Source organism: Mesorhizobium sp. M2A.F.Ca.ET.039.01.1.1, from assembly GCF_003998035.1.
GTDB lineage: Bacteria > Pseudomonadota > Alphaproteobacteria > Rhizobiales > Rhizobiaceae > Mesorhizobium.
The window spans coordinates 1-24,176 of record NZ_RZRY01000029.1; the positions used below are offsets into that span (position 1 = coordinate 1).

At 61.7% G+C, this 24,176-nt stretch carries 24 protein-coding genes and 1 pseudogene; 15 read left to right on the forward strand and 10 right to left on the reverse strand.

The window, feature by feature from the left end; translation table 11 throughout:
* Positions 1-84: 84 nt before the first annotated feature.
* Positions 85-408, reverse strand: coding sequence for a DUF736 domain-containing protein (locus EOA24_RS04740; RefSeq protein WP_024505644.1), 324 nt, complete (start codon positions 406-408; stop codon positions 85-87).
* A gap of 1,010 nt (positions 409-1,418) precedes the next feature.
* On the opposite strand from EOA24_RS04740, the gene EOA24_RS04745 reads away from it, so the two are divergent.
* The 3 genes and pseudogenes from EOA24_RS04745 (at position 1,419) to groL (ending at position 3,843) form a co-directional block, all read left to right on the forward strand.
* Entirely contained in the window at positions 1,419-1,766 is a 348-nt protein-coding gene (locus EOA24_RS04745) for a hypothetical protein (RefSeq protein WP_063169239.1), read from the forward strand.
* A gap of 62 nt (positions 1,767-1,828) precedes the next feature.
* Positions 1,829-2,122, forward strand: a pseudogene (groES, locus tag EOA24_RS04750) (co-chaperone GroES); the annotation flags it as partial.
* Between the two features lie 65 nt (positions 2,123-2,187).
* Positions 2,188-3,843, forward strand: coding sequence for a chaperonin GroEL (groL, locus tag EOA24_RS04755; protein WP_126057772.1), 1,656 nt, complete (start codon positions 2,188-2,190; stop codon positions 3,841-3,843).
* Positions 3,844-4,000: 157 nt separating this feature from the next.
* Here groL and EOA24_RS04760 read toward each other — a convergent pair whose 3' ends face one another.
* A complete protein-coding gene (locus EOA24_RS04760; RefSeq protein WP_126059319.1) occupies positions 4,001-5,002 on the reverse strand; it encodes a zincin-like metallopeptidase domain-containing protein in 1,002 nt (333 codons plus the stop codon).
* A 611-nt stretch (positions 5,003-5,613) separates the two neighbouring features.
* Between EOA24_RS04760 and EOA24_RS42835 the strand changes: the two genes are divergently transcribed.
* Positions 5,614-6,183 carry a hypothetical protein gene (locus tag EOA24_RS42835; RefSeq protein ID WP_245454735.1) on the forward strand — a complete coding sequence of 190 codons (570 nt, stop codon included), beginning with the start codon at positions 5,614-5,616 and terminating at the stop codon, positions 6,181-6,183.
* A gap of 6 nt (positions 6,184-6,189) precedes the next feature.
* On the opposite strand, the gene EOA24_RS04770 is transcribed toward EOA24_RS42835, so the two are convergent.
* The gene (locus EOA24_RS04770) at positions 6,190-7,389 is read right to left on the reverse strand and encodes a cation:dicarboxylase symporter family transporter (protein WP_306462679.1); all 1,200 of its coding nucleotides are present in this window, start codon (positions 7,387-7,389) and stop codon (positions 6,190-6,192) included.
* A 707-nt stretch (positions 7,390-8,096) separates the two neighbouring features.
* On the opposite strand from EOA24_RS04770, the gene EOA24_RS04775 reads away from it, so the two are divergent.
* The gene (locus EOA24_RS04775) at positions 8,097-8,486 is read left to right on the forward strand and encodes a hypothetical protein (protein WP_024505560.1); all 390 of its coding nucleotides are present in this window, start codon (positions 8,097-8,099) and stop codon (positions 8,484-8,486) included.
* 189 nt (positions 8,487-8,675) lie between these two features.
* On the opposite strand, the gene EOA24_RS04780 is transcribed toward EOA24_RS04775, so the two are convergent.
* From EOA24_RS04780 to EOA24_RS04785, 3 genes are all read right to left on the reverse strand, one after another.
* The gene (locus EOA24_RS04780; RefSeq protein ID WP_063169243.1) at positions 8,676-8,921 is read right to left on the reverse strand and encodes a hypothetical protein; all 246 of its coding nucleotides are present in this window, start codon (positions 8,919-8,921) and stop codon (positions 8,676-8,678) included.
* Positions 8,922-9,095: 174 nt separating this feature from the next.
* A complete protein-coding gene (locus EOA24_RS43830; protein ID WP_256754986.1) occupies positions 9,096-9,230 on the reverse strand; it encodes a hypothetical protein in 135 nt (44 codons plus the stop codon).
* The gene (locus tag EOA24_RS04785; RefSeq protein WP_245454734.1) at positions 9,223-9,693 is read right to left on the reverse strand and encodes a hypothetical protein; all 471 of its coding nucleotides are present in this window, start codon (positions 9,691-9,693) and stop codon (positions 9,223-9,225) included. Before EOA24_RS04785 ends, EOA24_RS43830 begins: the two co-directional genes overlap by 8 nt.
* Before the next feature lie 599 nt (positions 9,694-10,292).
* On the opposite strand from EOA24_RS04785, the gene EOA24_RS42840 reads away from it, so the two are divergent.
* A complete protein-coding gene (locus tag EOA24_RS42840; protein WP_063169245.1) occupies positions 10,293-10,541 on the forward strand; it encodes a DUF6074 family protein in 249 nt (82 codons plus the stop codon).
* Between the two features lie 366 nt (positions 10,542-10,907).
* On the opposite strand, the gene EOA24_RS04795 is transcribed toward EOA24_RS42840, so the two are convergent.
* The 4 genes from EOA24_RS04795 to panB form a co-directional block, all read right to left on the reverse strand.
* Positions 10,908-11,540, reverse strand: coding sequence for an acyl-homoserine-lactone synthase (locus EOA24_RS04795; protein WP_126057769.1), 633 nt, complete (start codon positions 11,538-11,540; stop codon positions 10,908-10,910).
* A gap of 92 nt (positions 11,541-11,632) precedes the next feature.
* Positions 11,633-12,352, reverse strand: coding sequence for a LuxR family transcriptional regulator (locus tag EOA24_RS04800; protein ID WP_126057768.1), 720 nt, complete (start codon positions 12,350-12,352; stop codon positions 11,633-11,635).
* Positions 12,353-12,450: 98 nt separating this feature from the next.
* Positions 12,451-13,359 (reverse strand): pantoate--beta-alanine ligase, encoded by a 909-nt coding sequence (gene panC / locus EOA24_RS04805; protein WP_024505565.1) that lies wholly within the window; start codon positions 13,357-13,359, stop codon positions 12,451-12,453.
* Positions 13,356-14,192, reverse strand: coding sequence for a 3-methyl-2-oxobutanoate hydroxymethyltransferase (gene panB / locus EOA24_RS04810; RefSeq protein WP_126063927.1), 837 nt, complete (start codon positions 14,190-14,192; stop codon positions 13,356-13,358). The genes panC and panB overlap by 4 nt, the downstream gene beginning before the upstream one ends.
* A gap of 171 nt (positions 14,193-14,363) precedes the next feature.
* Here panB and EOA24_RS04815 point away from each other — a divergent pair, with 171 nt between their 5' ends.
* The 9 genes from EOA24_RS04815 (at position 14,364) to EOA24_RS04855 (ending at position 23,940) form a co-directional block, all read left to right on the forward strand.
* Positions 14,364-15,326 carry a hypothetical protein gene (locus EOA24_RS04815; protein WP_126063926.1) on the forward strand — a complete coding sequence of 321 codons (963 nt, stop codon included), beginning with the start codon at positions 14,364-14,366 and terminating at the stop codon, positions 15,324-15,326.
* Positions 15,327-15,388: 62 nt separating this feature from the next.
* Entirely contained in the window at positions 15,389-16,363 is a 975-nt protein-coding gene (gene nadA / locus EOA24_RS04820; protein WP_126063925.1) for a quinolinate synthase NadA, read from the forward strand.
* On the forward strand, positions 16,360-17,901 hold the full coding sequence (locus tag EOA24_RS04825) for an L-aspartate oxidase (protein ID WP_024505569.1): 1,542 nt from the start codon (positions 16,360-16,362) through the stop codon (positions 17,899-17,901). The genes nadA and EOA24_RS04825 overlap by 4 nt, the downstream gene beginning before the upstream one ends.
* 1 nt (position 17,902) lies before the next feature.
* Positions 17,903-18,784, forward strand: coding sequence for a carboxylating nicotinate-nucleotide diphosphorylase (gene nadC, locus EOA24_RS04830; protein ID WP_127409648.1), 882 nt, complete (start codon positions 17,903-17,905; stop codon positions 18,782-18,784).
* A 174-nt stretch (positions 18,785-18,958) separates the two neighbouring features.
* On the forward strand, positions 18,959-19,927 hold the full coding sequence (gene bioB, locus EOA24_RS04835) for a biotin synthase BioB (RefSeq protein WP_245454882.1): 969 nt from the start codon (positions 18,959-18,961) through the stop codon (positions 19,925-19,927).
* A complete protein-coding gene (locus tag EOA24_RS04840; RefSeq protein WP_024505572.1) occupies positions 19,924-21,063 on the forward strand; it encodes an 8-amino-7-oxononanoate synthase in 1,140 nt (379 codons plus the stop codon). The genes bioB and EOA24_RS04840 overlap by 4 nt, the downstream gene beginning before the upstream one ends.
* Positions 21,060-21,695: a dethiobiotin synthase gene (bioD, locus tag EOA24_RS04845; protein WP_063169254.1), complete on the forward strand. Its 636-nt coding sequence runs from the start codon at positions 21,060-21,062 to the stop codon at positions 21,693-21,695. Before EOA24_RS04840 ends, bioD begins: the two co-directional genes overlap by 4 nt.
* Positions 21,695-22,960, forward strand: coding sequence for an adenosylmethionine--8-amino-7-oxononanoate transaminase (locus EOA24_RS04850; RefSeq protein WP_126080683.1), 1,266 nt, complete (start codon positions 21,695-21,697; stop codon positions 22,958-22,960). The genes bioD and EOA24_RS04850 overlap by 1 nt, the downstream gene beginning before the upstream one ends.
* A complete protein-coding gene (locus EOA24_RS04855; RefSeq protein ID WP_126063924.1) occupies positions 22,957-23,940 on the forward strand; it encodes a beta-ketoacyl-ACP synthase III in 984 nt (327 codons plus the stop codon). The genes EOA24_RS04850 and EOA24_RS04855 overlap by 4 nt, the downstream gene beginning before the upstream one ends.
* Positions 23,941-24,176 lie beyond the last annotated feature (236 nt).

A 24,176-nucleotide genomic window follows, 5' to 3' on the forward strand; every position in this document is an offset into this window, starting at 1 on the left:
CTTTAGGGCGGACGGGGTTTGGGTGGAACTCCTGGGAATGAGCCCCGCGCCGGGGCTGCGGCGCGAGGCTCTTATCTCGGCCGGTCAGTCGGCCGGGTTCCAGATGATGGCGTAGGTGTCGTGATCGTCCTGGCCGGCGGCTCGGCCGAGATTGGCGTAGAGCTTGCGCGGTCCGAACTCCGGCGCTGCAATCGACAGGCTCACATAATCCTTGCCGGAAGTCTCGCCGGTGCGGATCCAGCCAGCGCCGACTTCGACCCCTTGCGTAAGCACCCGGAAGTCGGGATGGTTATCGGCGCTCTTGGCCTGGTTGGGGACGATATCGATGTCGGCGCGGACGCTGAGCGTCTTGAACTGGCCCTTGTAGGCGCCGTTTTCCTGCTTGTTGACGTAACCGATCGCGGTCATTTCGAAGTCTCCTTTTGTGGTTTCGCCGGGGACCATCCCCTGCGATGGCGCACCGTAATGGGCGCGTCAGGACCGCCTGAATCCGACAGGGCCGCAGCGACAGTGAAGGACCCGAGCGGGCAGCTTTTTTGTGAGCGAAGCGGCGCGAGGAAGCCGCCGCAGGCGGCGGGGAAAAAAGCTGATGGCGCGAGGGTTTCGGGCGGCCGGACCCGCCCATAGGTCGACAAGCCAGCCGCAGGGATGGTCCTTGGAGAGAGCATGGAGACCGCTCGCCAAGTGCGGTCTGTCAGCCAAGCAGGACGCCGGGATGAAACGGCCTGCAAAGATGCTGCGCCCTTATGCCGGATCGAGATCGTGCCAGCGGGTCGGGCGCCAGAGCAGACATCCGGCATGGTGCGATCTATGAAAGCAGGGCTCGCCAGCGGGAATTTGATACGCGAGGGGGCCAAAGTAAGGCTGGATGAGAAGCCGGTGCTACCTGCAGGTCCAGTGTCATGTGGCGGCGCTCGGGAAACCGCTACGCAATGTAACGCGCTCTTATGAGGCGAACAGACCGGCCCCAAAACCGATCGACCGGTGGTCGGCGCGAAACGCGTCATGCCTGTCCGAAAGCTGACAGTGGCAGAAGACGCATGTCGGGTTCCGCACAATTGACCATGCTGGATTTGTGAGGTTTTCAGGGAGAGCCATGCGTTCACTTCCCAGTGAGCTTTGGCACGGCATTTGCTCTTGATGTGGCAACACGGATCGAAGGTTGACTGCATGCACAAGCGCGAGATGAGCAATGCTCTCCTTTCCTGGAGGCTTGGCAGCAGATTCGATTTGACGTTGCGAGGAGCTTCAGCCGCTCGCGGCGGAAGTGATCTCAAATCTGAAGGCACCGTTGGGGCCGCAGCCATCAAACACATCTTTCTCTTTTTCGCAGCTCGTCTTCAACGCGATGCGGACTTCTTCGCGTCGACGGCGGCCGAAGGTGGAGAAGGGGCTCGACTTGCAAAAAGGAGTTGTCAATGACGTCTTACGTTCGCACCAACAGCCCGGCGCAGGTGCGCTCACTGTCCACCTTTGGCAAGCATCTGCAAAGGAGCGTGCTGACGGCGACGCTGCTTGCCGCGGCTTCGACGGGAAGTGAAGCGCAGCCCTATGTTCGTGCTGACGGCAGCACGACTGACGACTTGGAAGCGGCGCGAGCAAGTTGGCGTCATGACGCCGAATTCAATGGAAATGTGGGGCTCGCAGCCATCAACGCGGATGCCGCGTATGCGTTGGGTTCCACCGGGGAGGGGGCCAGAGCTCCTCGCCTGCCCTCGTCCGTCTTGACGAGTGCCCGCTTACAGCCTACCTCACTATCGCGTTAGCACTCGTCCATCGCGAGTGCTAACAAAAACCCCTCAACAGCGCACCAGGGAAAAATCCGAAAATGGCAAAGTCGAAGTTCCGCCCGCTGCATGACCGCGTGGTCGTTCGCCGGGTCGAATCCGAATCCAAGACCGCTGGCGGGATCATCATCCCCGACACGGCAAAGGAAAAGCCGCAGGAAGGCGAGATCATCGCTGTCGGCTTCGGCGCTCGTGACGAAGCTGGCAAGCTGGTCCCGCTGGACGTCAAGGCCGGCGACCGCATCCTGTTCAGCAAGTGGTCGGGCACGGAAGTCAAGCTCAATGGCGAAGACCTTCTGATCATGAAGGAATCCGACATCATGGGCATCATCGGCTCATATCAGGCCCTTTCGTCAACTGAATTCCCGGGCTCGATTGAAGCCCCTGCCAGGAGCTAAAAATGGCTGCCAAAGACGTAAAATTCTCCCGCGATGCCCGCGAGCGCATGCTGCGCGGTGTCAACATCCTCGCTGACGCGGTGAAGGTCACGCTCGGCCCCAAGGGCCGCAACGTGGTCATCGACAAGTCGTTCGGCGCCCCGCGCATCACCAAGGACGGCGTCACCGTCGCCAAGGAAATCGAGCTTGAGGACAAGTTCGAAAACATGGGCGCGCAGATGGTCCGCGAAGTTGCTTCGAAGACCAACGACATCGCTGGCGACGGCACCACGACCGCGACCGTTCTGGCGCAGTCGATCGTCCAGGAAGGCCACAAGGCCGTTGCCGCCGGCATGAACCCGATGGACCTGAAGCGCGGCATCGACCTCGCGGTAACCGACGTCGTTGCGACCCTGATCAAGAACGCCAAGAAGATCAAGACCTCCGAAGAGGTTGCCCAGGTCGGCACCATCGCCGGCAACGGCGATGCTTCGGTCGGCAAGATGATCGCCGAAGCGATGCAGAAGGTCGGCAACGAAGGCGTCATCACGGTTGAGGAAGCCAAGACCGCCGAGACCGAACTCGAAGTCGTCGAAGGCATGCAGTTCGACCGCGGCTACCTCTCGCCCTACTTCGTCACCAACGCCGACAAGATGGTTGCCGAGCTCGAGGACGTCTACATCCTCCTGCACGAGAAGAAGCTGTCCAACCTCCAGGCCATGCTGCCGGTTCTCGAAGCCGTCGTGCAGACCTCGAAGCCGCTGCTCATCATCTCGGAAGACGTCGAAGGCGAGGCTCTGGCCACGCTGGTCGTCAACAAGCTGCGTGGCGGCCTGAAGATCGCCGCCGTCAAGGCGCCGGGCTTCGGTGATCGCCGCAAGGCCATGCTGGAAGACATCGCCATCCTCACCGGTGGCCAGGTCATCTCGGAAGACCTCGGCATCAAGCTCGAGAACGTCGGCCTCAACATGCTCGGCCGCGCCAAGAAGGTGTCGATCTCCAAGGAGAACACCACCATCGTCGACGGCGCCGGCAAGAAGGCCGAGATCCAGGGCCGCGTTGCCCAGATCAAGCAGCAGATCGAAGAGACCACTTCGGACTACGACAAGGAGAAGCTGCAGGAACGTCTGGCGAAGCTCGCCGGCGGCGTTGCGGTGATCCGCGTCGGCGGTGCGACGGAAGTCGAAGTCAAGGAAAAGAAGGACCGCGTCGATGACGCCCTCAACGCGACCCGCGCGGCCGTCGAAGAAGGCATCGTTGCTGGTGGTGGCGTCGCGCTGCTGCGCGCTTCGGCCAACATCAAGGCCACCGGCGTCAATGCCGACCAGGCCGCCGGCATCAACATCGTGCGTCGTGCGCTTCAGGCTCCGGCCCGCCAGATCGCGGCCAACGCCGGTGCGGAAGCATCGATCGTTGCCGGCAAGATCCTTGAGAACAAGGGCGCGACCTTCGGCTACAACGCCCAGACCGGCGAGTATGGCGACATGATCGCCATGGGTATCGTCGATCCGGTCAAGGTTGTCCGTACGGCTCTTCAGGACGCGGCCTCGGTCGCCGGCCTGCTGGTCACCACCGAAGCCATGATCGCGGAGGCTCCGAAGAAGGAGTCGGCTGGCGGCGGCATGCCTGGCGGCATGGGCGGCGGCGGCATGGGCGGCATGGGCGGCATGGATTTCTAATCCAGCTCTGGCAGCTTTCGCAACGAGAGGGCGGCATCAATGCCGCCCTCTTTTTTTGCGAACCTCGGTCCGATGAACGATCGACGCCAACGCCGGCCATCGGCGTTAGGGCAACCTCAAAAGAACTGTCGAGTTGGTTGCGCGCGGCTTTGCGTCATCAGAGGCGCAAGGCGGTCGCGTGTGAGGATTGCGCGCTCCCATAGGCGGTTTCGGCATGTGCCTCGCCTTCGACATCGACATTGCGGCCAAGCAGGAAATCGGCGGCTTTCGAGGCATGGCTTGCGGCGCGGAAGATGGCGCGGTTGTCCTCGCGCAAAACCGTCAGCCATGAGCCGATGTAGTCGGCATGGCGCACGCTCGGCTCGATGCCGAGACTGCTGCAGATGAAGGCTGATGCGATTTCGGCGACCAGTTCCTCGCGCGCATAGGTGTTGGACCCGAAGGAGCCGGACAGGTCGCGCGCGAGTCGCCTCGGGTGGCCGGTCCAGTGTCCAAGCTCGTGAAAGCAGGTCCGGTAATAGTCGATCTGGTGGAAGAAAGCCGGCTGCGGCGGCACCTGTATGGTGTCGCTGCCGGGCATGTAGAAGGCGCGCTCGCCGCCGATGCGAAAATCAGCGCCGGTTGCATGAATGAGCGCCTCGGCCTGCGGGACCATCTCGCGCTCAGGCAGAGGCTCGCCGGCGGCGTAAAGATGTTCGGGCAGATTATCGCACTGCGCGACATCGAAGACGGTGAAGCGCTTCAGGAAGGGCACCGCCTGCGGTTCGTCGCCATCGGTGTCGGCGCGTTGCTTTTCGTTCTTGGGAACAAAGCGGTCAGCGTGAACGATGGTGGTGCCGTGCTCGCCCTTCCTGACATTGCCGCCAAGCGAAAGCGCCTGCCGGAAGGTGAGCCAGTTCTGGCTGGGGAAACCGCGCTCGATGACCGCGCCCCACAGGATCAGGATATTGATGCCGGAATATCGGCGCTGGGTGGCCGCATTCCGCGGCAGGCCGAGGCCTGTCCTTGCCCTGCCCCACGGCTTGACCCATGGCACGGTGCCGCGCTCCAGTTCGGCAATGATGCGGTCGGTGATTTCCTGATAAAGGCTGGCGCCGGTGCGCCCGCCACTGTCTGCGCCAGCCTGTCGGCTGCCGCAACGTTTGTTGTTTGCACGCATCGTGATGTCCTCCGCTCTACAATCGCGCGCCCTCCCCGGAAGCGGGGTGGGCGGCAAAAGCGACCGGAAAGGCCCGCCGTCGGAGGCGGACTGCATCAGCAGGACCGGAACGGAGTGGAGGACCCGAAAGCGACAAGCGAAGGGTTGCGGGACGCCGCGGCGGGCCTAGAAGGGAGTGCTGCCCACCCTGCGCCAGGGGGAAGGCCACAATAGAAAGACGCCGGCCGACAGGCCGGCGACCGTCAGCAGCCGAAGGCTGCCCCGCGCCAGGGGGCGATGCCGCAGGGCCAAGACCGCCTGAGCTTGCCGAAGAAAAGCGGGCTCGGTTCACGAGCACCCGGCCAGCGACTTCAGGCGCGGGCGCTCAGGATTGTTGTTGGCGCCCACGGCAGCTGGATGACCGCAACAAGATTACGAGGAGCGACAGCAAAGCCAGCTGCCACAAACGGCACGCTCCGGCAACAACAGCGTGGCCGGTCTACAGATGCTGCCCCGCACGAGAGCCAGCACGCTTTGAGCGCGCATCGGCGATGCAAGCGTTGCAAGCTGGCCATGTCCACAAGGTCGGCGACCACTATATCGCCGACCACCAACGCGGGCGTACCGTCTAAGTGCAGACCTTTCGCGAGTGCGCGGACCGCGCATTTCATCTGCGATGGCCGGATCTTGCATTCCCGCTTGAGCTGCTCAACGTCAAGGCCTACACGCGCTGCGATCTTGAGAGTGACCCTTCAACTGGGGGAAATCATAAGGGCGCGGTGGAATTCGTCGAACTTTCCCTGTTTTCTCGAGGCGAGTGCGGCGAAGGCTGGGAATTGGGAATCCGGTCCCAGGACCGGGAACTGTTTGATCACAAGCTTCAGATTGGGTTCATGCTTGAAGGCTTTTTGGTAGTTGATATCAGCCAGTCTGCAATGCGGACAGTTGTGGTAGTCATTGAATATGACCAGAACGGCATCGCCTTGCGGGTTGCCGGCGATTGGCGAAGGAGATCGTTGTCGAATGCGCCGCTCCACTTTTGCCTGTCGGTCGACCACGCCTGCCGGTGCAGGTTCGCGCTATATTGGCTCGCCAGCAAGGCGAGGAGTAAAAGAAGAGCTGCGACAGTGATGGCAGTCGGCTTAGACATGAGTCTCCAATCCATGGACGGCGTGGCAGCAACGGCCGCCTTTTTGGTGTAAAATGGGTCAGTTTTGATCGTGCCCCGCAGTTGCTACAGGCGCACAGGTGCCGGTGCGATCTGGCGGTTTCTCAAATACGGCTTTGCGCCATCGGGTCCACCCCAATAGCTGAGCGTCGTTCGCACGGGGAATTGTGTTCACCACGCCGGGCGACTTGACCGTCCACCGCCGGAGCGCTGAACGGTCCGCTAGTGAGGCGCTCCCCGAATCGTCGTTTATCCCGCTCGCCCCGGACCGGGTGACAGCCAGCGTTGCCGCTACGCTGCGGAGAAAAACCGTCAGCGCGTGGCATTCGGACATAAGCTGATCGACGCCAAGAATAAGCCCCACGGAGGTGACCGGTGCGGCCGGAACAAGAAAGAGCGTTGCAGCCATTGTGACGAGGCCTGCACCGGTAATGCGGGTTGTTCCGTTCGAAGGGAACAATGCGACAAACAGCATGAGGATCCGGCAGCCGATCGGGAGATCAGTTTTCGTCGCTTGGGCGATGAAAAGGGCGGCGAGCATCATATTCGTGCCGTCCAGATTGAATGGAATGAGACCCACGACCGAATGCGTGGCGCCGGCCCTTTCCATCTTCTCCATGAGCGAGGCCAGCGCGGCCTCTGAGGAGGACATTGCGAGCAGCAGCTCGTCCTTGATGTATCGGACGAGAGAGAAGAGCGAGCGGCCGTTGTAGCGGCAGACCGCGCCGAACAGGACCGAGAGGAACAAGACTTGCAGGATGTCGCCTTCCGCGAAGGCATTGGCAATCGTTGACGGGATGATGTTCATCAGGAAGCTGGTCACGGACTGCTCGTGAGCCGTGGCCACATAGCCCTTAACGGCTTGGACATCGAGCGAGGCCGGATCGATGTTGAGGCCGGCGCCAGGCTGAACGATATTCGCGACAATCAGCCCGACAACAAAAGCGAGCGTCGAAAAGGTGAGAAAATAGACCATCGCCTTGGCGGCAACTCGGCCGACCTTCTGCAGATCGCTCATGCCGGCAATGCCGGTCGCCATTGTCAGGAAGATGACAGGTACGGTGATTATCTTGACGACATCGACGAAGGCATCGCCGAGCGGCTTCAGGCTGTGGCCGGTCTCCAAATGGAAATAGCCGATTGCGGCACCCAGGATTATGGCGGCAAGTACCTGCACGTAGGTCCGGGCAAAATGGCGCTTGCGGGGCGCTGCGATCGCGCGGGGAACTCTTGGAACCAACACCGTCTCTCTCCTTGACCGGATCGGGGTGGGGCTCCTCCCTCTCCCATGCAGTGCTCCGGTCGAACGCTGCGCCCACTTCGGCGCAAACGATGTGCCAAATAGCAAAGAGGGGAAAACGCGCAGGACCTCACGCAATGCTTGCGATTCGCTCTCCCACACTCGTGCAGTGGTTGCCTGTCGCAACTATGGAAGGGTCGATTCTTGGGAACTCCAAAGGCCGCTCTTTGCGTCGAGCAGCTTGGCTGCCTGGAAGGTTCCCTCTTTGCCTTGCGGTCTGCGAGCTGAGTCCAGATCGTCATCATTTGGCTGCGCGCCGCACGGGGCTCGAAAGATTCAATCGAGGACGGGTCCTCTTGGAAAACGGGGGCAGCGTTGGTCAAGCCCTTCCACCCTGCTGTCCCAATGGTGTTCAGAAGCTCAGTTCACGATCAAGCGATGGATCAGCGTCATCTGGCGTTTGCGCCATCGCGGCGGCGTTGCAACGGGTCTGCCAAAGATGAGAAGGCCGCGAGGCAGGGTCCGAGACCTAGACTCCAACCTCATAGCGCGCTCGGCTCGCGTTCGGAAGGTTCGAACCGCAGCACGATCAGGTGGCGACACCGTTGGTCGGAACCGGAACCCGACGAATGATCGTTCGTGACCGACATCTGTGAACAAGCAGTATGTGTCATTGCAATCACCACCCGTTGCGCGGAAATGCCCATATGGCCGTGAATGAACTGGATTTGGTGATTTTCCAGATGGCGGTGGAAAGCGTCCGCTTGCTCTCTTCAAGCTTTGATGAGAAGGCGGCTGAGATAGCCACGAGGAGCCGTGGTAGCCTTCTTTTTGACGTGCGGGTGGACGGTGACCTGGAGGTCCAGCGAGTCGCAGCCATTGGATATCCAGGCGACAAGATCGGTGTGGTGGCATTGGACCGAGAGGGCCTTGTTAGCTGTTGTTGCCTAGTCAATGGCACCTTCTCACCTTTCATTGCACCGTTGGAGAACTGGACCAGCATGCCCCTTTCGATGCAGGCCCAGATCGATGTCACAGGCTATGCGAGGCTCCTTCTGGCCGCCTTGCGAAATGCTGGACATATGCTGGACAGGTAGCATCGCGATGATGTCTGTGATGAGATGGTGCAAACGGCTGGATGAGGCGATCGCTTGCTGGCAGCTTTGGCAACAAAGCGATCGGTGAGTTCGCAATGCTGGAACACGTCCTTTAGACTCTGCAGTTAAGTTAGCGGACTACCATCTGACGAATGCCCTCTGACAGTCTGCATGGCGCGGCATGCCCTCTTAGGAATGCAGCCGTGGTTCTACACCATCGGCTGTTTTTGTGTCGAAGGCGACGGGCACGCCATGAACGAAGGAAGCGGCCGCCAACAGTTCCTCCAACTCGCGGTCGGTGGCCTTGCATGCCGGCATTAGTGTTCGGATGGCGCGGATCGCCTGCGCCATGGAGAGAAAGCGGACCCTTCCCCTGGAAAGGACATAGGCTTCTGCGGCTTTTTCGACGGTGACGGTGTGAAACGAATTGGTCATGACGAATTCCTCCCTGAACCCTGACCAACCCGACTTATGGCACGAATTCGACCGCCTTCAAGCCTATGTCCGATTGCGGACAATAGCTGCGATTCGTTCAAAACCGCTGATGCTTTTGGGCGACCTGGTGAGGGGCAAGGAGACGTCGGCTGAACCCGTTTCAACCGACATGCTTCAGGCAGCGGCCAGGCCGAAATAACGCTGCTCCTCCTTGTCATAAGCGCCATGTGTGAGCTTTATCAATCCGGCACGGTCGATGATCGTGATCTCGCCGCGCTTGGCGTGCACCAGTCCTCGATACTCAAGCATTTGCAGGGCCGTGGTGACCCCGGGCGGTGGGCGCGAGCATGGTCGCCAGAAATTCATGCGTCGGGAGGATCTTATCTCCTTCCGCACGGTCGTGGACCATCAGCTGCCAGCGGGCCAGCCGTTCTTCGATCTTGGAGTGGCCATTGACCAGTGCCGTCCGGCATGATTGGACGAGGAACGCGTGGGCATAATCCAGCACTGAGGTGCGAAGCGACGGGCTAATCGCAGGGCGAAGGTTTTCAACCGGCAGGCGCCAGGTAGTGCTTTCCTTTCCGAGAATGACGGCAATTCCTTTCATCCCGTCATAGCCGACAATGCCGACTTCACCTTGCCGCCCGCCGGTCATGGTGGCGACCACCGACGCGATGCCCCTCTCGGGAAAATATACGTTCTTGATCGGCTGATGCGCGACCTCCAACTGGTCCTTGATGCCCGGTTCGACGTGATGCAGCGATGGTCGCAAAAGCGCGAAGTCCTGCGGGGTGAGGGCTTCAGCACCTGGTCGCGAAAGAGGGATCGGGCAAGGCTCTCTTCCAACGGGGCAAGAGCGCGTACGTCTTACTGTCGGCTGCACCGAAGTAAATGCCGGCCGATGCCAAAGCATAGGCTTCGAAACGCGCGATTGCAAAGCCCTGTCGGGGCAGTGCAGTCATGCTAGAAGTCGCGCCGCCTACGATAGGCAGCGGATGACATGATTCCCTTCTGCGGCGGCCACCAAGAACGGCTCGGGCACGCTTTAATCGTTCATACACAAGCTCGCAGGAATGTAAGCAGCGGAACAATCGGGTGATTCGTACCGCCCTGCCCTTTCAGAGATCAAGTCATTGGACGTCAATTCGGCTGGAACGCCTCGTCGAACGGCCCAGGAAAATGCAGCCGGATGAGCAATGGTGGTTCACCTTATGTGCGGTCCCGGATATGCGGTCCGGCGGCTCATCTCCCAATAGCTTGTCGATGGGGAAGTGGAACTCGTCATGTCGCCGCGAACCGTCACCGCGCTAGCGGGGCTCTTTTGAAGACGCCGGTGTTTTTCTTTGTGGAACTGAATCTGTGAGGTGATTGATGCATGAATCAAACATTTGCGTATTTCCGCTGCATCGGCGACGTATATTGGTCGAAAGTATCGCCCAGGCCCTCGAGACCAAGAACGGCGAGGCGGCGAGTGCGTTCTGGCGCTGTGCTGCCAAGAAAATGCTCATTCAATTGTCCGATGTAGGAATTGCGCCAGAGCTCGCTGCGCAGGAGGTTGGAAGCCTTCTTCATGCGGTCTTGGACGACATGGCCAACCGAACGGTAATGCACAAAGCATAGGCTCGGGCGCTGTTGGACCGCGCGTCAGCTCGGGTCCTTATCAGGGGACTGCTCCGACTGGCCGACGGTCCGGCCAAACCGGCATACCGGCAAAGGTTTGAGGTTGCGATCGCTCACGGCGGCCGGTCCAATATTCTAAGACGACCTCAGAAGCCACGTTGGCTTCTTTGGACGAAGCGGAGGGGCGCCATTTTGGCGTGCTCACGCTGGACTGCGGGTTGCGCCTACGGAAATCCAAAGTCCGGCCGCGCGAGCCAATCGACCGGAACAGTCGAAAGCTCGTGGGGGCGGGTCCGCTCACCCTCACGGCGGCGGTGGCGGCCGTGAGCAGACTTAACTCAAGTCACGGCTGAGCATCCGCAGGCGCTATGCCGATTGGATGAGAACTGGTTGCCACAACACCGGCCCGTTGAGGCGTCCCCTCCAGCGGATGCGCAAGAGACTGGCGTAGGAAATATCGAGGAAGCCGGCGACTGCCTCGGTGTTGCCGACCTGCTTGGGCTGTCCGATACGTGACAACGGCCAGGTGGCGAGACGAAGGATCCTTTCGATGCGCGTATCTGTCACCGTTACGATCCCGGAGAGATTGTTGGCCAAGCCGAATTCGATGATCCCCGCGAAGAGCTCGTAGGTTGCTTGGGCCAGGCCGCCAGCTGCCTTCGGCGCTGTCGCAGGGAGATCGAGCGCGAAACGACTACTCTCCCAGATATCGGCACTCGCAGGGACCACCATCTCATCCAGCAGCGTCGGAAACGTATCGCGCAACATTGTCGGTCCGGTGGTCGGCAAAAGGCGGACGCAGCCGCAAGTTCGCCAATCGGACCCCTTGAGAAGCAGGTAGACGGGGTTCAGGCTGTCAAACGGGTCCGTTTCCATTTCGCCTTCGGTCTGCACTTCCCAATCGAGCCGCTTCTTGAAAACCCGATACCTAAGTCCGTGCATTTCCTTGAGTTCGCTCGCAAACTCGGCGTAGCAGTCGGGTGTTATCAGCTGCATCATTGTCGTCTCCGTGCGGGATGTGTCCACGCAATCGAAGGGCAAAGCCGTCATGAATGCAGCCTGTAGACCTTTACAGCTAGACTTGGAGAGGATCAGGATCTCGCCCGAGCAGCCATCCGCACTACGGCCTGGTTGATGGTTCGCACGCCAAGCTTCGCCTTGGCGTTTTCCTGATGGAAGGTCACGGTGCGTTTCGAGACACCGAGAATCTGGCTGATATCCCAGGCCGACTTGCCGCACGCCGCCCATTTCAGGCACTCGAACTCCCGCCGGGTGAGCGTTATGCCATCTACCACGCAATCTTCGGCGAGCCTGCGCCGGGCATGGATATGAACGTTGATCGCAACCAGTTGCATTGCTTTTTCGTAGCGCGTCAGCGACCTCAGAAATGGCGGATGCGCCTCGTTGGAGGCGAAGGTCAGTGCGGCGAACCGGCCGCGATGATCATGCATCGACATGGTCAGTCCGCCGCGAATGCCGAACTCAGCTGCTTTTTCCAGGACTTCCTGCTGAGAGGTCGGCAAATAACGGTGATCGCGGTCCACACCCCAGTCGAAGGTATCCCAGCCCCGCAGTCCCCGCAGGATCACGGGATCCACGCTGTGGTAGCGCTGTTGCAGGTAATGTGATGTCCATGATGATGGATAATTCGAGATCAATCGCGGCCTGTCGCCGGAAGCGGATGGGTAGGTGAAATAAGCGAAGAGCGGAAAGTCGAACCCGGCTGCGGCGGACGCCATTGCCTCATGGAGATCGACGGCATCGACGCTTGCAGAGAGTTGCTCGACCAAGGTTTCAAATACGCGATGCATCTGCGCTTAGCGTACCTCGCGGAGGTTGCTGGAAGCCGACGGAGACGTGGTTCTAAATGATGGCCTGTCCCTGCAGGGCATACGACGCGCCGCCGTCATCACCGCAATTGCTGTGCTGCTTCCGATTGGAGAGAGCTCCGCCCACCTGACCAACTACCGATGGGTGATATTGCGACGTTATCGATGAGCCGCGTGTCGCCAAGCCAAGCCGCAGCAAGCAAGCGTGCCGGTCGGTCAAGGCTTGCTAACGATTGCAGGTCTGTTTCTCCGCGCAGCTCCAGGTATTCGAGCTCGCGATAGCCGGCAGCCAGAATTGCTGCACGCGCTTCATCAAGCGTAGGCAGGATGGGGGAGCCGCGTGCAAGCCGCTCGGCCGTATCGAGCAGGACCGATGCTAGTTTTGGGGCAATGGCGCGTTGGGCTGGGGAGAGCCGCACGTTACGCGACGATAGCGCAAGACCATCGGCTTCGCGGACTGTCGGACAGGGCACAATAGTGATCGGAATGTCGAGATCCCGGACCAAGCGCCTGACAAGCTGAAGTTGCTGAAAATCCTTTTCGCCAAAAAAGGCGAAGTCAGCGCCGGCCTGCAGGAAGAGCTTGGCCACGACCGTCGCCACGCCATTGAAATGGCCGGGCCGGAATGCGCCGCAAAGGCATTCGCTGATGCCGGACACTGAAACGGCCGTGGCGAAGCCCACCTGGTACATTTCCTCTGTGTCCGGCACATAGAGCAGATGCGTGCCCAGCAGAGCGAGCTTGGCAGCATCGTCGCTTTCCGTCCGAGGGTAGGCAATCAGGTCGGCGGGGCTGTTGAACTGCTTGGGGTTTACGAACAGCGTCACGATCACCCGCTCGGCCCTTTCGAGCGCCTTCCGCACGAGGCTCAGATGCCCGTCGTGCAAGGCTCCCATGGTCGGCACAATACCGATCGTGGCACCCGAGCGACGCCATTGCGCAACGACGCCGCGCAGCTCGCTCACGGTTCGAGCGATCGGCACGCTCATGTGAAGTCACCGGCCTTCAAGGCGTTGACATAGAGATGTTCGACCGCCGGAAAGTGCCGGTTCCGCACATCGGTGGCGTAAGCGGCGATTGCCGCCTCAGCCTGCTCACCGAGCTCGGCATAGCGTTTGACGAACTTCGGCCGAAATGAGGTGAAGAGCCCGAGCATATCGTGGCTCACCAGAATCTGGCCGTCGCAAGCTGGCGAGGCACCGATGCCGATTGTGGGTATGTCGATATCGGCGGTTATCTGCCGTGCAAGCTGCTCCGGTATCTTTTCCAGCACCAAGGAGAAGGCGCCCGCTTCGGTTACCGCCCTGGCGTCGCGCCTGATCCGCTCTGCATCGGCTCCCCGGCCCTGCACACGATAGCCTCCAAACGTGTTTACCGCCTGCGGCGTCAGGCCCACATGGGCCATGACAGGTACGCCGCGCGCGGTAAGGAAGCGGATGGTTTCCGAGATGGTCTCGCCGCCCTCGATCTTTACCGCTGAACAACCGGTCTCACCCATCACGCGCGCAGCGTTGCCGAAAGCGTGCTCTGGGCTTTCCTCGTAGGAACCGAAGGGCAGGTCGACGACCATCAGCGCGTGTTCAAGGCCGCGGCGAACGGCCTGTCCGTGCATGATCATCATGTCGAGCGTGACCCCCAGCGTCGACGACAGGCCGTGCAGCACCATGCCGACGCTGTCGCCGACAAGAACGATGTCGCAGTGGCGATCGAGCAGCCTCGCGACCGGCGTGGTGTAGGCCGTCAAGCATACAAGTGGCGTCTGGCCTTTTCGCGATCGAATATCTGGAGGAGTCATCCCTTTTATCTCACCAGCCGCGCTCAACCGAGGCCCCTTCCCTTACGTTACCAACAGCGGGTGTCGCGTTTGGCATATTTTTGTGCGACTGCGAAGAGCTAAAAACAGCGCTTGAGTACTCTGGTGTTGACGTGCTGGCTTCCAAGGTTACATTCAATCGATTAAGGCGCTCCGTTGGGCCAACCCGCTTTCGCAAACATGGATCCTCAGACAAGAAGAACCAAGAAAGGCAAAGCCGCCGTCAAAGCTGACGAAGCCAAAGTGGACCTGACTGCCGTCGTGGTCGCCGTAAACGACAGTGAGCCCTGTGTCCTCACAGTCGGTCATGCGGACACCCTCCCTTCTGGACCTTTTGCCCTTGAGCATCGATCACTGCAGTCGGGTTTGAGGGGGTGGGTGGAGCAGCAGACCGGCCATGCACTTGGATACATCGAGCAACTCTACACCTTCGCCGATCGCGATCGCATCGGCACTGAGCGCCACCAGCGCGTCATCTCAATCAGCTATCTCGCATTGACCAGGAAGGAACAGGCAACGAACTCGGCCGCGTGCGGCTGGCAAAGTTGGTACGAATATTTTCCCTGGGAGGACCACCGCTTCGGCACGCCGCCTGTGCTGCTCGATAGATTGCGGCCCCGCCTGATTGAGTGGGCCGGCGGCGCCAGCGAGCCGACCACTCAACGCGAGCGCCGGCAGCGCGCTGCGATAGCCTTCGGCTTCGACGACCGCCATTGGAACGAGGAACTCACGCTCCAACGCTACGAGTTGCTCTATGAAGCTGGTCTGATTGAGGAGGCCGGTGGCGGCAGGGACGCGATTGCGGCCGCGGCTGGCAAACCAATGGTCGCTGACCACCGTCGTATTCTGGCAACCGGGATCGCGCGGCTGCGTTCGAAGATCAAATACCGGCCGGTCGTGTTCGAGCTTATGCGGCCTTCCTTCACGCTGCTGCAACTGCAGCGAACCGTGGAAGCTTTGGCTGGCAGGCTGATCAACAAGCCGAACTTCCGGAGATTGGTCGAGCAGCAGGAACTTGTTGAGGAGACCGGGGAGACCTCCCTCGACACGGGCGGCCGACCGGCGAAGCTTTATCGCTTCCGGCATGCCGTCCTCGACGACAGGGCTATCGCCGGGACAAAATTACCGCTGGCGCGGGCTTGACATACTTATAGTCAAGGTAGATATATTCCCTTATTGTCAAACCGAATATAATCGAGGCGCCAATGACTGGGGCGTTACCTATGGCTGCGTCCCTGTATGAGCGTGTCCGGCGGGTGATCCCACCCGTTGAATGGCTCGCGTTCGCCGGCGATATTGAAGCCATCTTAGCGCTGAAGCGTGAGCGCAATGCGGTGGTGCTGGCGCACAATTACCAGACGCCCGAAATTTTTCATTGCGTGGCAGACATCGTCGGCGACAGCCTGGCGTTGGCCCACAAGGCGGTGACGGTCGACGCCGACATCATCGTGGTTGCCGGCGTTCATTTCATGGCCGAGACGGCAAAACTGCTCAATCCGAACAAGACCGTGCTCATCCCGGATCTCCGCGCCGGCTGCTCGCTGGCCGAATCGATCACGGCAAACGACGTGCGGCTAATGCGGCTGCGGTATCCGGGGGTCCCCGTTGTTACTTACGTCAACACTTCCGCCGCCGTAAAAGCGGAGTCCGACATCTGCTGCACGTCCGGCAACGCCAAGGCGGTGGTGGAATCGCTTGGCGTGGCGCGTGTGCTGATGCTCCCGGACGAATATCTGGCGAGGAACGTGGCAGCCGATACAGACGTCGAGATCATCGCCTGGAAAGGCCATTGCGAGGTGCATGAGCGCTTCACCGCAGCAGACATCCGGGAACTGCGCGATGCCCATCCAGGCGTCATCGTGCTGGCCCATCCAGAATGCCCACCAGACGTTGTCGCGGAGGCGGAGTTCTCCGGCTCGACCGCGGCGATGTCGGATTATGTCGAGCGTGAGAAACCGACGCGTGTCGTCCTTCTGACCGAATGTTCGATGAGCGACAACGTCGCGGTCGCGCATCCCGACGTCGAGTTCGTTCGCCCATGCAATCTGTGCCCGCACATGAAGCGCATCAACCTGGCCAACATTCGCGCCGCACTCGAGCAGAACCGGCATGAGGTCCGGATTGATCCCGAAATTGCCGGCCCCGCCCGCCGCGCGGTCGAGCGCATGCTTTCCCTATGAGTCTGGAGGTTCGCGACATCGCCGGGGCGCCGGTCGTCATCGGCGGCGGCATTGCCGGCCTGATGACGGCGCTTCATCTGGCGCCGGAACCGGTCGTGCTTTTGACCAACGCGCCGCTTGGAACCGGAGCCTGCAGTGAACTTGCCCAGGGCGGTCTTGCGGCAAGTCTCGGGGGCGACGACGGCCCAGATTTTCACCTTTGCGACACGATAGCTGCCGGCGACGGACTCTGCGATGAGGCCACGGTGCGGCGAGTGGTACGAGCTGCACCCGAAGCGATTAGGACGATCCAAAGGTTCGGCGTCGACTTCGACCAGCACCCTGACCGCGCGTTGCGACTTGGGCTCGAGGCGGCACACTCGCGACGGCGAATTGTGCATGCAGCCGGCGACGCCACCGGTCGCGAGTTGGTGCGCGCGCTCGTCGCCGCGGTTCGGCGTACAGCCTCGATCACCATTATCGAAAATGTGGAGGTCCGCCGGCTGGTCGTGCAGGACGGGTCGGTCATCGCCGTGGTCGCAGCAGGACGAGCCGGCGCGCTCGCTCTGCCCACGCGTCGCGCGGTGCTGGCGACCGGCGGCGTCGGCGGGCTGTTTTGCGACACGACAAACCCCGCTGGCTCATGGGGTCACGGGCTGGCGCTCGCCGCATGGGCGGGGGCGGAACTCGCCGACTTGGAATTCATACAGTTCCATCCAACTGCGCTCGACGGTCCGCGCCGGCCGATGCCGCTGGTGAGCGAAGCCGTGCGTGGCGAAGGCGCGGTGCTCATCGATGAGCGAGGAGAGCGCTTCCTCGCCGACACACCTGGCGGTGAACTTGCGCCTCGCGACGTCGTAGCGCGCGCCATTTGGCACCAGCTTGCCGTTGGACGCCGCGTATTCCTGGACGCACGGCAAAGTCTCGGCCCGAGATTTGGCAAGCGTTTTCCAGGCATCGCCGAATTGTGCCGGAGCGCAGGAATCGACCCCGCGACCGACCTGATCCCGGTGCGCCCGGCGGCACATTATCACATGGGCGGCGTCGCCGTAGACAGCGCCGGCCGCAGCTCCATCGAGGGATTGTGGGCCTGCGGTGAGGTGGCCTGTACCGGCCTGCACGGCGCCAACCGCCTGGCCAGCAACTCGCTCACCGAAGCGGCGGTCACCGCGAGCTGGGTTGCCGAAAGCGTTGCCGGCACGTCGTATACCCGGCGACCGCGCAGATGCTCCACATTCGTCCCTCCACGACCAGACGCTTCCGTGGTCCGCCCGATTGTCTCCGCCGCCCTGGGTATCATCCGCGACGGCGAGGCAATGCGCGAAGCGGTGGCGACCCTGCTGCCGATCGCAGCCAATAGTGTCGCTGCCTCTGGTCCGGCTTTGGTCTCACTGATGATCGCCGCGGCGGCCCTGAGGCGGGAAGAGAGTCGAGGCGCGCACTGTCGGTCCGATTTCCCGCTCCACGATGCCAACGTGCGCCCATCACGGCTGACACTGCACAGCGCAATGCGGGCCGCGGCCGCACTCGATTGCCGGGCTACCATACGGAGCACTTGATATGACTTCATTCTCCCCCCTCCCCGCGACCCTGATCGAACCGATTGTGCGCGTTGCGCTCCTCGAAGACCTGGGCAGATCCGGCGACCTGACCACCGATGCGGTTATCCCGTATGATTGCACTGCCACGTTGGTGCTCAAAGCGAGGCAGGCGGGCGTCGTTGCCGGGCTCGATCTGGTCTCGTATGCCTTCCTTCTCGTGGAACCGGCGATCAACATCCAGATCTGGCGCCCTGATGGCAGCGAGGTTGGGGCCGGGGAAACCATTGCAAGAGTGTCCGGACCCGCACGAGGCCTGCTCACGGCCGAACGCACGGCCCTCAATTTCTTATGCCGGCTGAGCGGCATTGCCACTGCCACAGCGGCCATGGTTGAGGCCGTGCGCGGTCACAAGGCGAGGATTGTATCGACGCGAAAGACGACGCCCGGGCTGCGGGCATTGGAGAAATACGCCGTGCGCGTCGGCGGCGGTGCCAATCACCGGTTCGGCCTCGATGACGGCGTGCTCATAAAGGACAACCACATCGCGATCGCCGGCGATATCCGCACAGCAATAGAGCGGGCGCGCGCCGCAGCAGGGCATATGGTGAAGGTCGAGGTCGAGGTCGACACGCTGAAGCAGCTCGATGCAGCGCTCGCGATTGGTGTTGACGCGGTGCTGCTCGACAATATGTCGGTCGAGGATCTTGCCCGCGCGGTTTCTATAGTGGATGGCCGTACGATCACCGAGGCGTCCGGTCGGGTGATGCCGAAAACGGCGGCGGCGATTGCGGCGACCGGTGTCGATCTCATCTCCATGGGTTGGCTGACGCACAGCGCCCCGATCCTCGACATCGGCCTGGACATGCCGGACCACCAGAACATCTGCAAGCACTTGAACTGAGGATTACGGCGTGAGGAGCAACATCAGCTCGGCAGGCGTAGGAGGTGCTGGAAAGACGTGCCGCAGCTCGCCTTTAGCGAGTGCGCCCCAAAGCCAAGAAGGCGTACCGGACTAGCAAACAAAGGTTTGACGATGACGATTGGAATGAACTCGGAGTTCGACGTGAACCAGACCATGCAATCGGTCGATGGAACGCCTCCGCGATGGAACCGCAAAGAGGCCGAGGCCATCTACGGCATGCCATTCAACGATCTGCTGTTCCTAGCTCAGACGATCCACCGCCAGAACTTCGATCGAAACCGAGTGCAGCTGTCGCGGCTCCTTAGCATCAAGACCGGCGGGTGCCCCGAAGATTGCGGCTATTGCAGCCAGTCTGCGCATTACGAAACCGGTGTGAAGGCGTCGAAGCTGGTGGACGTCAAGCATGTCATCGACGAAGCGGCCATGGCGCGTGATGGCGGCGCAACGCGCTATTGCATGGGCGCGGCGTGGCGAAGTCCCAAGGAGCGCGACATGGAGGTTGTGGTCGCCATGATTGAGGGCGTCAAGGCCCTCGGCATGGAGACCTGCATGACGCTCGGCATGCTCGATCTTGAGCAAGCTGCTCGCCTGAAGCAGGCCGGTCTCGACTACTATAACCACAACATCGATACCTCTGAGCGCTACTATGGCGAGGTTATTTCAACCAGGACTTTTGCCGACCGGCTGGAAACGCTTGGGCACGTGCGCGCGGTTGGGATGAAAGTCTGCTGCGGCGGCATTGTCGGGATGGGAGAAGAAAAGACCGATCGCATCGACATGCTGGTCACGCTCGCGAACCTGCCCGAGCCGCCGGAAAGCGTGCCGATCAACATGCTTATTCCCATCGAAGGCACGCCGCTTGCCGCGGCCGACGCCATCGATCCGATCGATTTCGTCCGCATCGTTGCGCTCGCGCGGGTGATGATGCCGAAATCCTATGTAAGGCTGTCCGCCGGCAGGACGGCGATGAGCGACGAAACGCAGGCGCTGTGCTTCTTTGCCGGGGCCAATTCGATCTTTGTCGGCGACACGCTGCTGACGGCGGGAAATCCCGGCGAGGACAAGGATACCCTTCTGTTCCGGCGCCTCGGCATTGAGCCTATGGAACTCGCCACGCAATGAAGGAGGCAATTCTTGCCCGCTATGACGCAACCTTGCGGGGACTGGGGCGCAAGGACCGGTTGCGGACGCTCGCACCGCGCGCCGGGCTCGACTTCTCGTCGAACGACTATATCGGACTTGCCGCCTCCAAAAGACTGGGCGATGCGGTTTCGACGGCGATTGCGCGGGGCACGCCAGTGGGCGCCACCGGATCGCGGCTGTTGCGCGGCAATGCACCGGAACATGAGCAACTGGAGGCGGACGCAGCGGCATTTTTCGGAGCCGAGCGTGCACTGTTCTTCGGCAGCGGCTATATCGCCAACTTCGCTCTGCTGACGGCCCTGCCGCAGAAAGGCGACCTGCTGGTCCTCGACGAGCTCGCTCATGCCAGCATGCATGAGGGTGCCCAGGCCGGGCGCGCTGAGTTCAAGCTGGCCGCGCACAACGACGTCGACGCTGTCGAGGACGCAATCACCCGCTGGCGCGCCGAAGGCGGCATGGGGCGGGTGTGGATCGCCTTCGAAAGCCTTTACAGCATGGATGGCGACCGTGCGCCGATGGAGAGCCTGGTCGCGCTGGCTGATCGGTACCAGGCATTCATCGTCGTCGATGAAGCGCATGCCACCGGCGTCTGGGGACCGGACGGCCGGGGACTGGCCGCCGCGTATGAAGGCCGCGACAACATCGTCACGCTCCACACATGCGGCAAGGCGCTTGGCGCATCCGGCGCGCTCGTTACCGGACCGCGAACACTGTGCGACTATCTTATCAACCGGTGCCGGCCATTCATCTATGCGACCGCACCATCGCCGCTGATGGCAGTCGCGGCACGTGAGGCGCTGACTATTCTGTCTGACGAGCCTATGCGTCGTGCTCAGTTGCACGAGCGTGTCGCTTTCGCGAGCCGGCAATTGGCCGAACGCTGCGGCGTGATGCCCAGCGGTTCGCAGATCCAGCCGCTTGTGATCGGCGATAACAGCCGCACCATGGCGGTGGCGGCAGGACTGCAGGCACGCGGCTTCGACATACGCGGCATTCGCCCGCCGACAGTGCCTGAGGGTACGTCGCGCCTGCGCATTTCGCTGACTCTCAACGTCGACGAAGCCGACATTTCCGCCATGGTCGAGGCTCTCGTCGGAGTGTTGGCCACAGCATGACCAAACGCATCGTCGTCACCGGAACAGACACTGGAATTGGCAAGACAGTGTTTTCGGCCGGACTTGCCGGGCTGCTCGACGGCTTCTACTGGAAGCCGGTGCAATCGGGCCTCAACGAGGAGACCGACAGCGAGGTCGTCGCCCGGCTTTCCGGCTTGCCCGACGGACGCGTGCTGCCCGAAGTCTATCGACTGACGATGCCGCTGTCGCCGCATCGATCAGCCGAAATCGACGGCGTCGCGATCGAGGCCGACGATCTTTCATTTCCGGTCCTGCCGACACCGCTCGTCATCGAAGGCGCCGGCGGGCTGATGGTGCCGCTCAATCGACAGACAAGGTTCATTGACATATTCGAACAATGGCGGCTGCCGGTCATACTGTGCGCCCGCACCGCGCTTGGCACCATCAATCATACGCTGTTGTCGATCGAGGCCCTGAGAGCCCGCTCCATCCCGCTCATCGGCATTGCCTTCATTGGCGAAGAGGTGGCCGATACACAAAGGACAATCGTGGAATTCGGCGGCGTGCCGCAGCTGGGCAGGCTGCCGCACCTCGGTCCGCTGACGGGTGAAACGTTGAGAGATGCAATGATTTCCGGCTTCGACCTGGCCATGATTGCCGGAGGCGACTGATGGCGGAGTCTCGAGTCTGGCATCCGTTCACGCAGCACGCGCTAGAGCCCTCGGTCCCTGAAATCGTGCTGACTGAAGGCGCCTATCTCCACAAGGCCGACGGCTTCCGCATCCTCGATGCGATTTCTTCCTGGTGGGTCGTCACCCATGGCCATCGCCACCCCCGCATCATGAAGGCCATCGAGACGACCGCGTCGAGCCTCGACCAGATCATCTTCGCGGGCTTCACCCACGAGCCGGCCGAACGGCTGGCCGAGGCGCTTATCGGCATCGCACCCGCCGGCCTCGACCGGGTGTTCTATTCCGACAGTGGCTCCACCTCAGTCGAAGTCGCGCTGAAGATGGCGCTCGGCTATTTCCGCAACATCGGCGCGCCGCGTTCGCGCATCGCCGTCATGGAGCACAGCTATCATGGCGACACGATCGGGGCGATGAGCGTCGGCGCCCGCGGCGTCTTCAACGCCGCCTATGATCCTTTGCTGTTCGAGGTCGACGCCATCCCCTTCCCGGCCGCCGGGCGCGAGCAGGAAACGCTGGATCGGTTCGAGGCCGTTAGCCGCGACCGGCGCGCAGCCGCGCTGATCGTCGAGCCGCTGGTGCTTGGCGCCGGCGGCATGCTGATGTATCCGGCCTGGGTTCTTGCCGAATTGAAGAGGATCGCCGAAGCCTCCGGCACGCTGCTGATCGCCGATGAAGTGATGACCGGCTGGGGGCGCACCGGAACCATGTTTGCCTGCGAACAGGCGTCCGTCTCGCCCGACATCTTGTGCACCTCGAAAGGTCTGACCGGTGGTACCATCCCGCTGGCCGCCACGATCGCCACCGATGCCATCTTCCACGCTCACTTTTCGGAGGATCGCAAGAAGACGTTTTTCCATTCGAGCTCCTACACCGCCAATCCGATCGCCTGCGCGGCAGCACTTGCCAATGTCGAGATCTGGCGTGACGAGCCGGTGGCCGAGCGGATCGCGGTCTTGAGCGCGAGGCAGGCCGCCGGGCTGCAACGCTTCCGGGTCAATCCATATTTCACCGACTGCCGGACAACCGGCACCATCGCGGCACTCGACCTACGCACCGGCTCAGCCGGTTATCTGGCCGAGATCGGGCCAAAACTGCGCGCTTTTTTCCTTGAGCGCGGGCTACTTGTGCGCCCGCTCGGCAATGTCCTCTATCTTCTACCGCCCTATTGCATCACCAGCGACGAATTGGGCGGGCTCTATGACGCGATAGAGGAGGCCGGCGAACGCTTCGGCTCGCGGCCATGAACCTATCGTCGCGCGTTCTCGGCTTCGGCCATCATGCGCCGGCGCGCAAGGTCGAGAACCCGGAAATCGAAGACCGGCTCGGGCTTGAGCCCGGCTGGATCGAGCGGCGCACCGGAATTCGCTCGCGCTTCTGGGCAACAGACGAAGACACGCTGTCGGGCCTTGCCGCCTCTGCCGGCGACATGGCGCTGACCAATGCCGGTATCGACCGCGGCGACGTCGGTCTACTCTTGCTCGCCACGTCGACGCCCGATCACCTTCTGCCGCCAAGCGCGCCGCTGGTCGCACATCGGCTGGGGCTAGGCCGCGCCGGAGCGATCGACCTGACCGGCGCCTGCGCCGGCTTCATCTATGCGCTGATGTTCGCCGACGGGTTCACCCGCCTGCACGGCAAAGCGAGCCTTGTCATCGCCGCCAACATCCTCAGCCACCGCATCAATTTGGCCGAGCGCGCCAGCGCCGTGCTGTTTGCCGATGCCGCCGGCGCCATGGTGATCAGTCCTTGCGATGACCCGGATCGAGGCATTCTCGGCGCTTCGGTGGATTCCGACGGCTCGCGCTACGGGCTAATCCAGATTCCCGCCGGGGGAAGCAACACTCCGTTCCATGCCGACCTCGACCTCGCGCAGACACGGATGACGATCACTGACGGCCGTGAAGTATTCAGCAAGGCCGTGGAGATGATGACCGCCTGCTCGAGAGATGCGCTCACTGCTGCCCGACTGAGGCCGCAAGACCTCGATCGTTTCGTGCCGCATCAGGCCAATGCGCGCATTTTCGACGCGGTCGGCAGGAACCTCGGCATCGCTGATCACTCGATCGTCAAGACGATCGCCGAATATGGCAACTCTTCCGCCGCGACGATCCCGCTCTCATTGTCGCTGGCCCATCGGGCGCAGCCGTTTCGGCCTGGCGAGAAAGTCCTCTTGGCGGCAGCGGGTGCGGGTCTCAGCGGCGGCGCGCTTGTGGTGGGAATTTAGCAAAGCAATGCTTGCGCACAGGACTGCTCATGAATGAGACTATGAGAATGGCTCAATACGTAAATAGTCGCCGGCAAGCTCCATAGAGCTGGGTTCCGTGCGGTGCTCCGCGATGTCTAAGTATCGACCCGCTTGCTCAAATCGCAGCGCTCATCGAAGGCCAGCAATACCTCATGCAGAGCGAAAATCCTCAACCGCCCGTTTCAAAGACGCTCGCCCCATTTCGAAACAAGGTG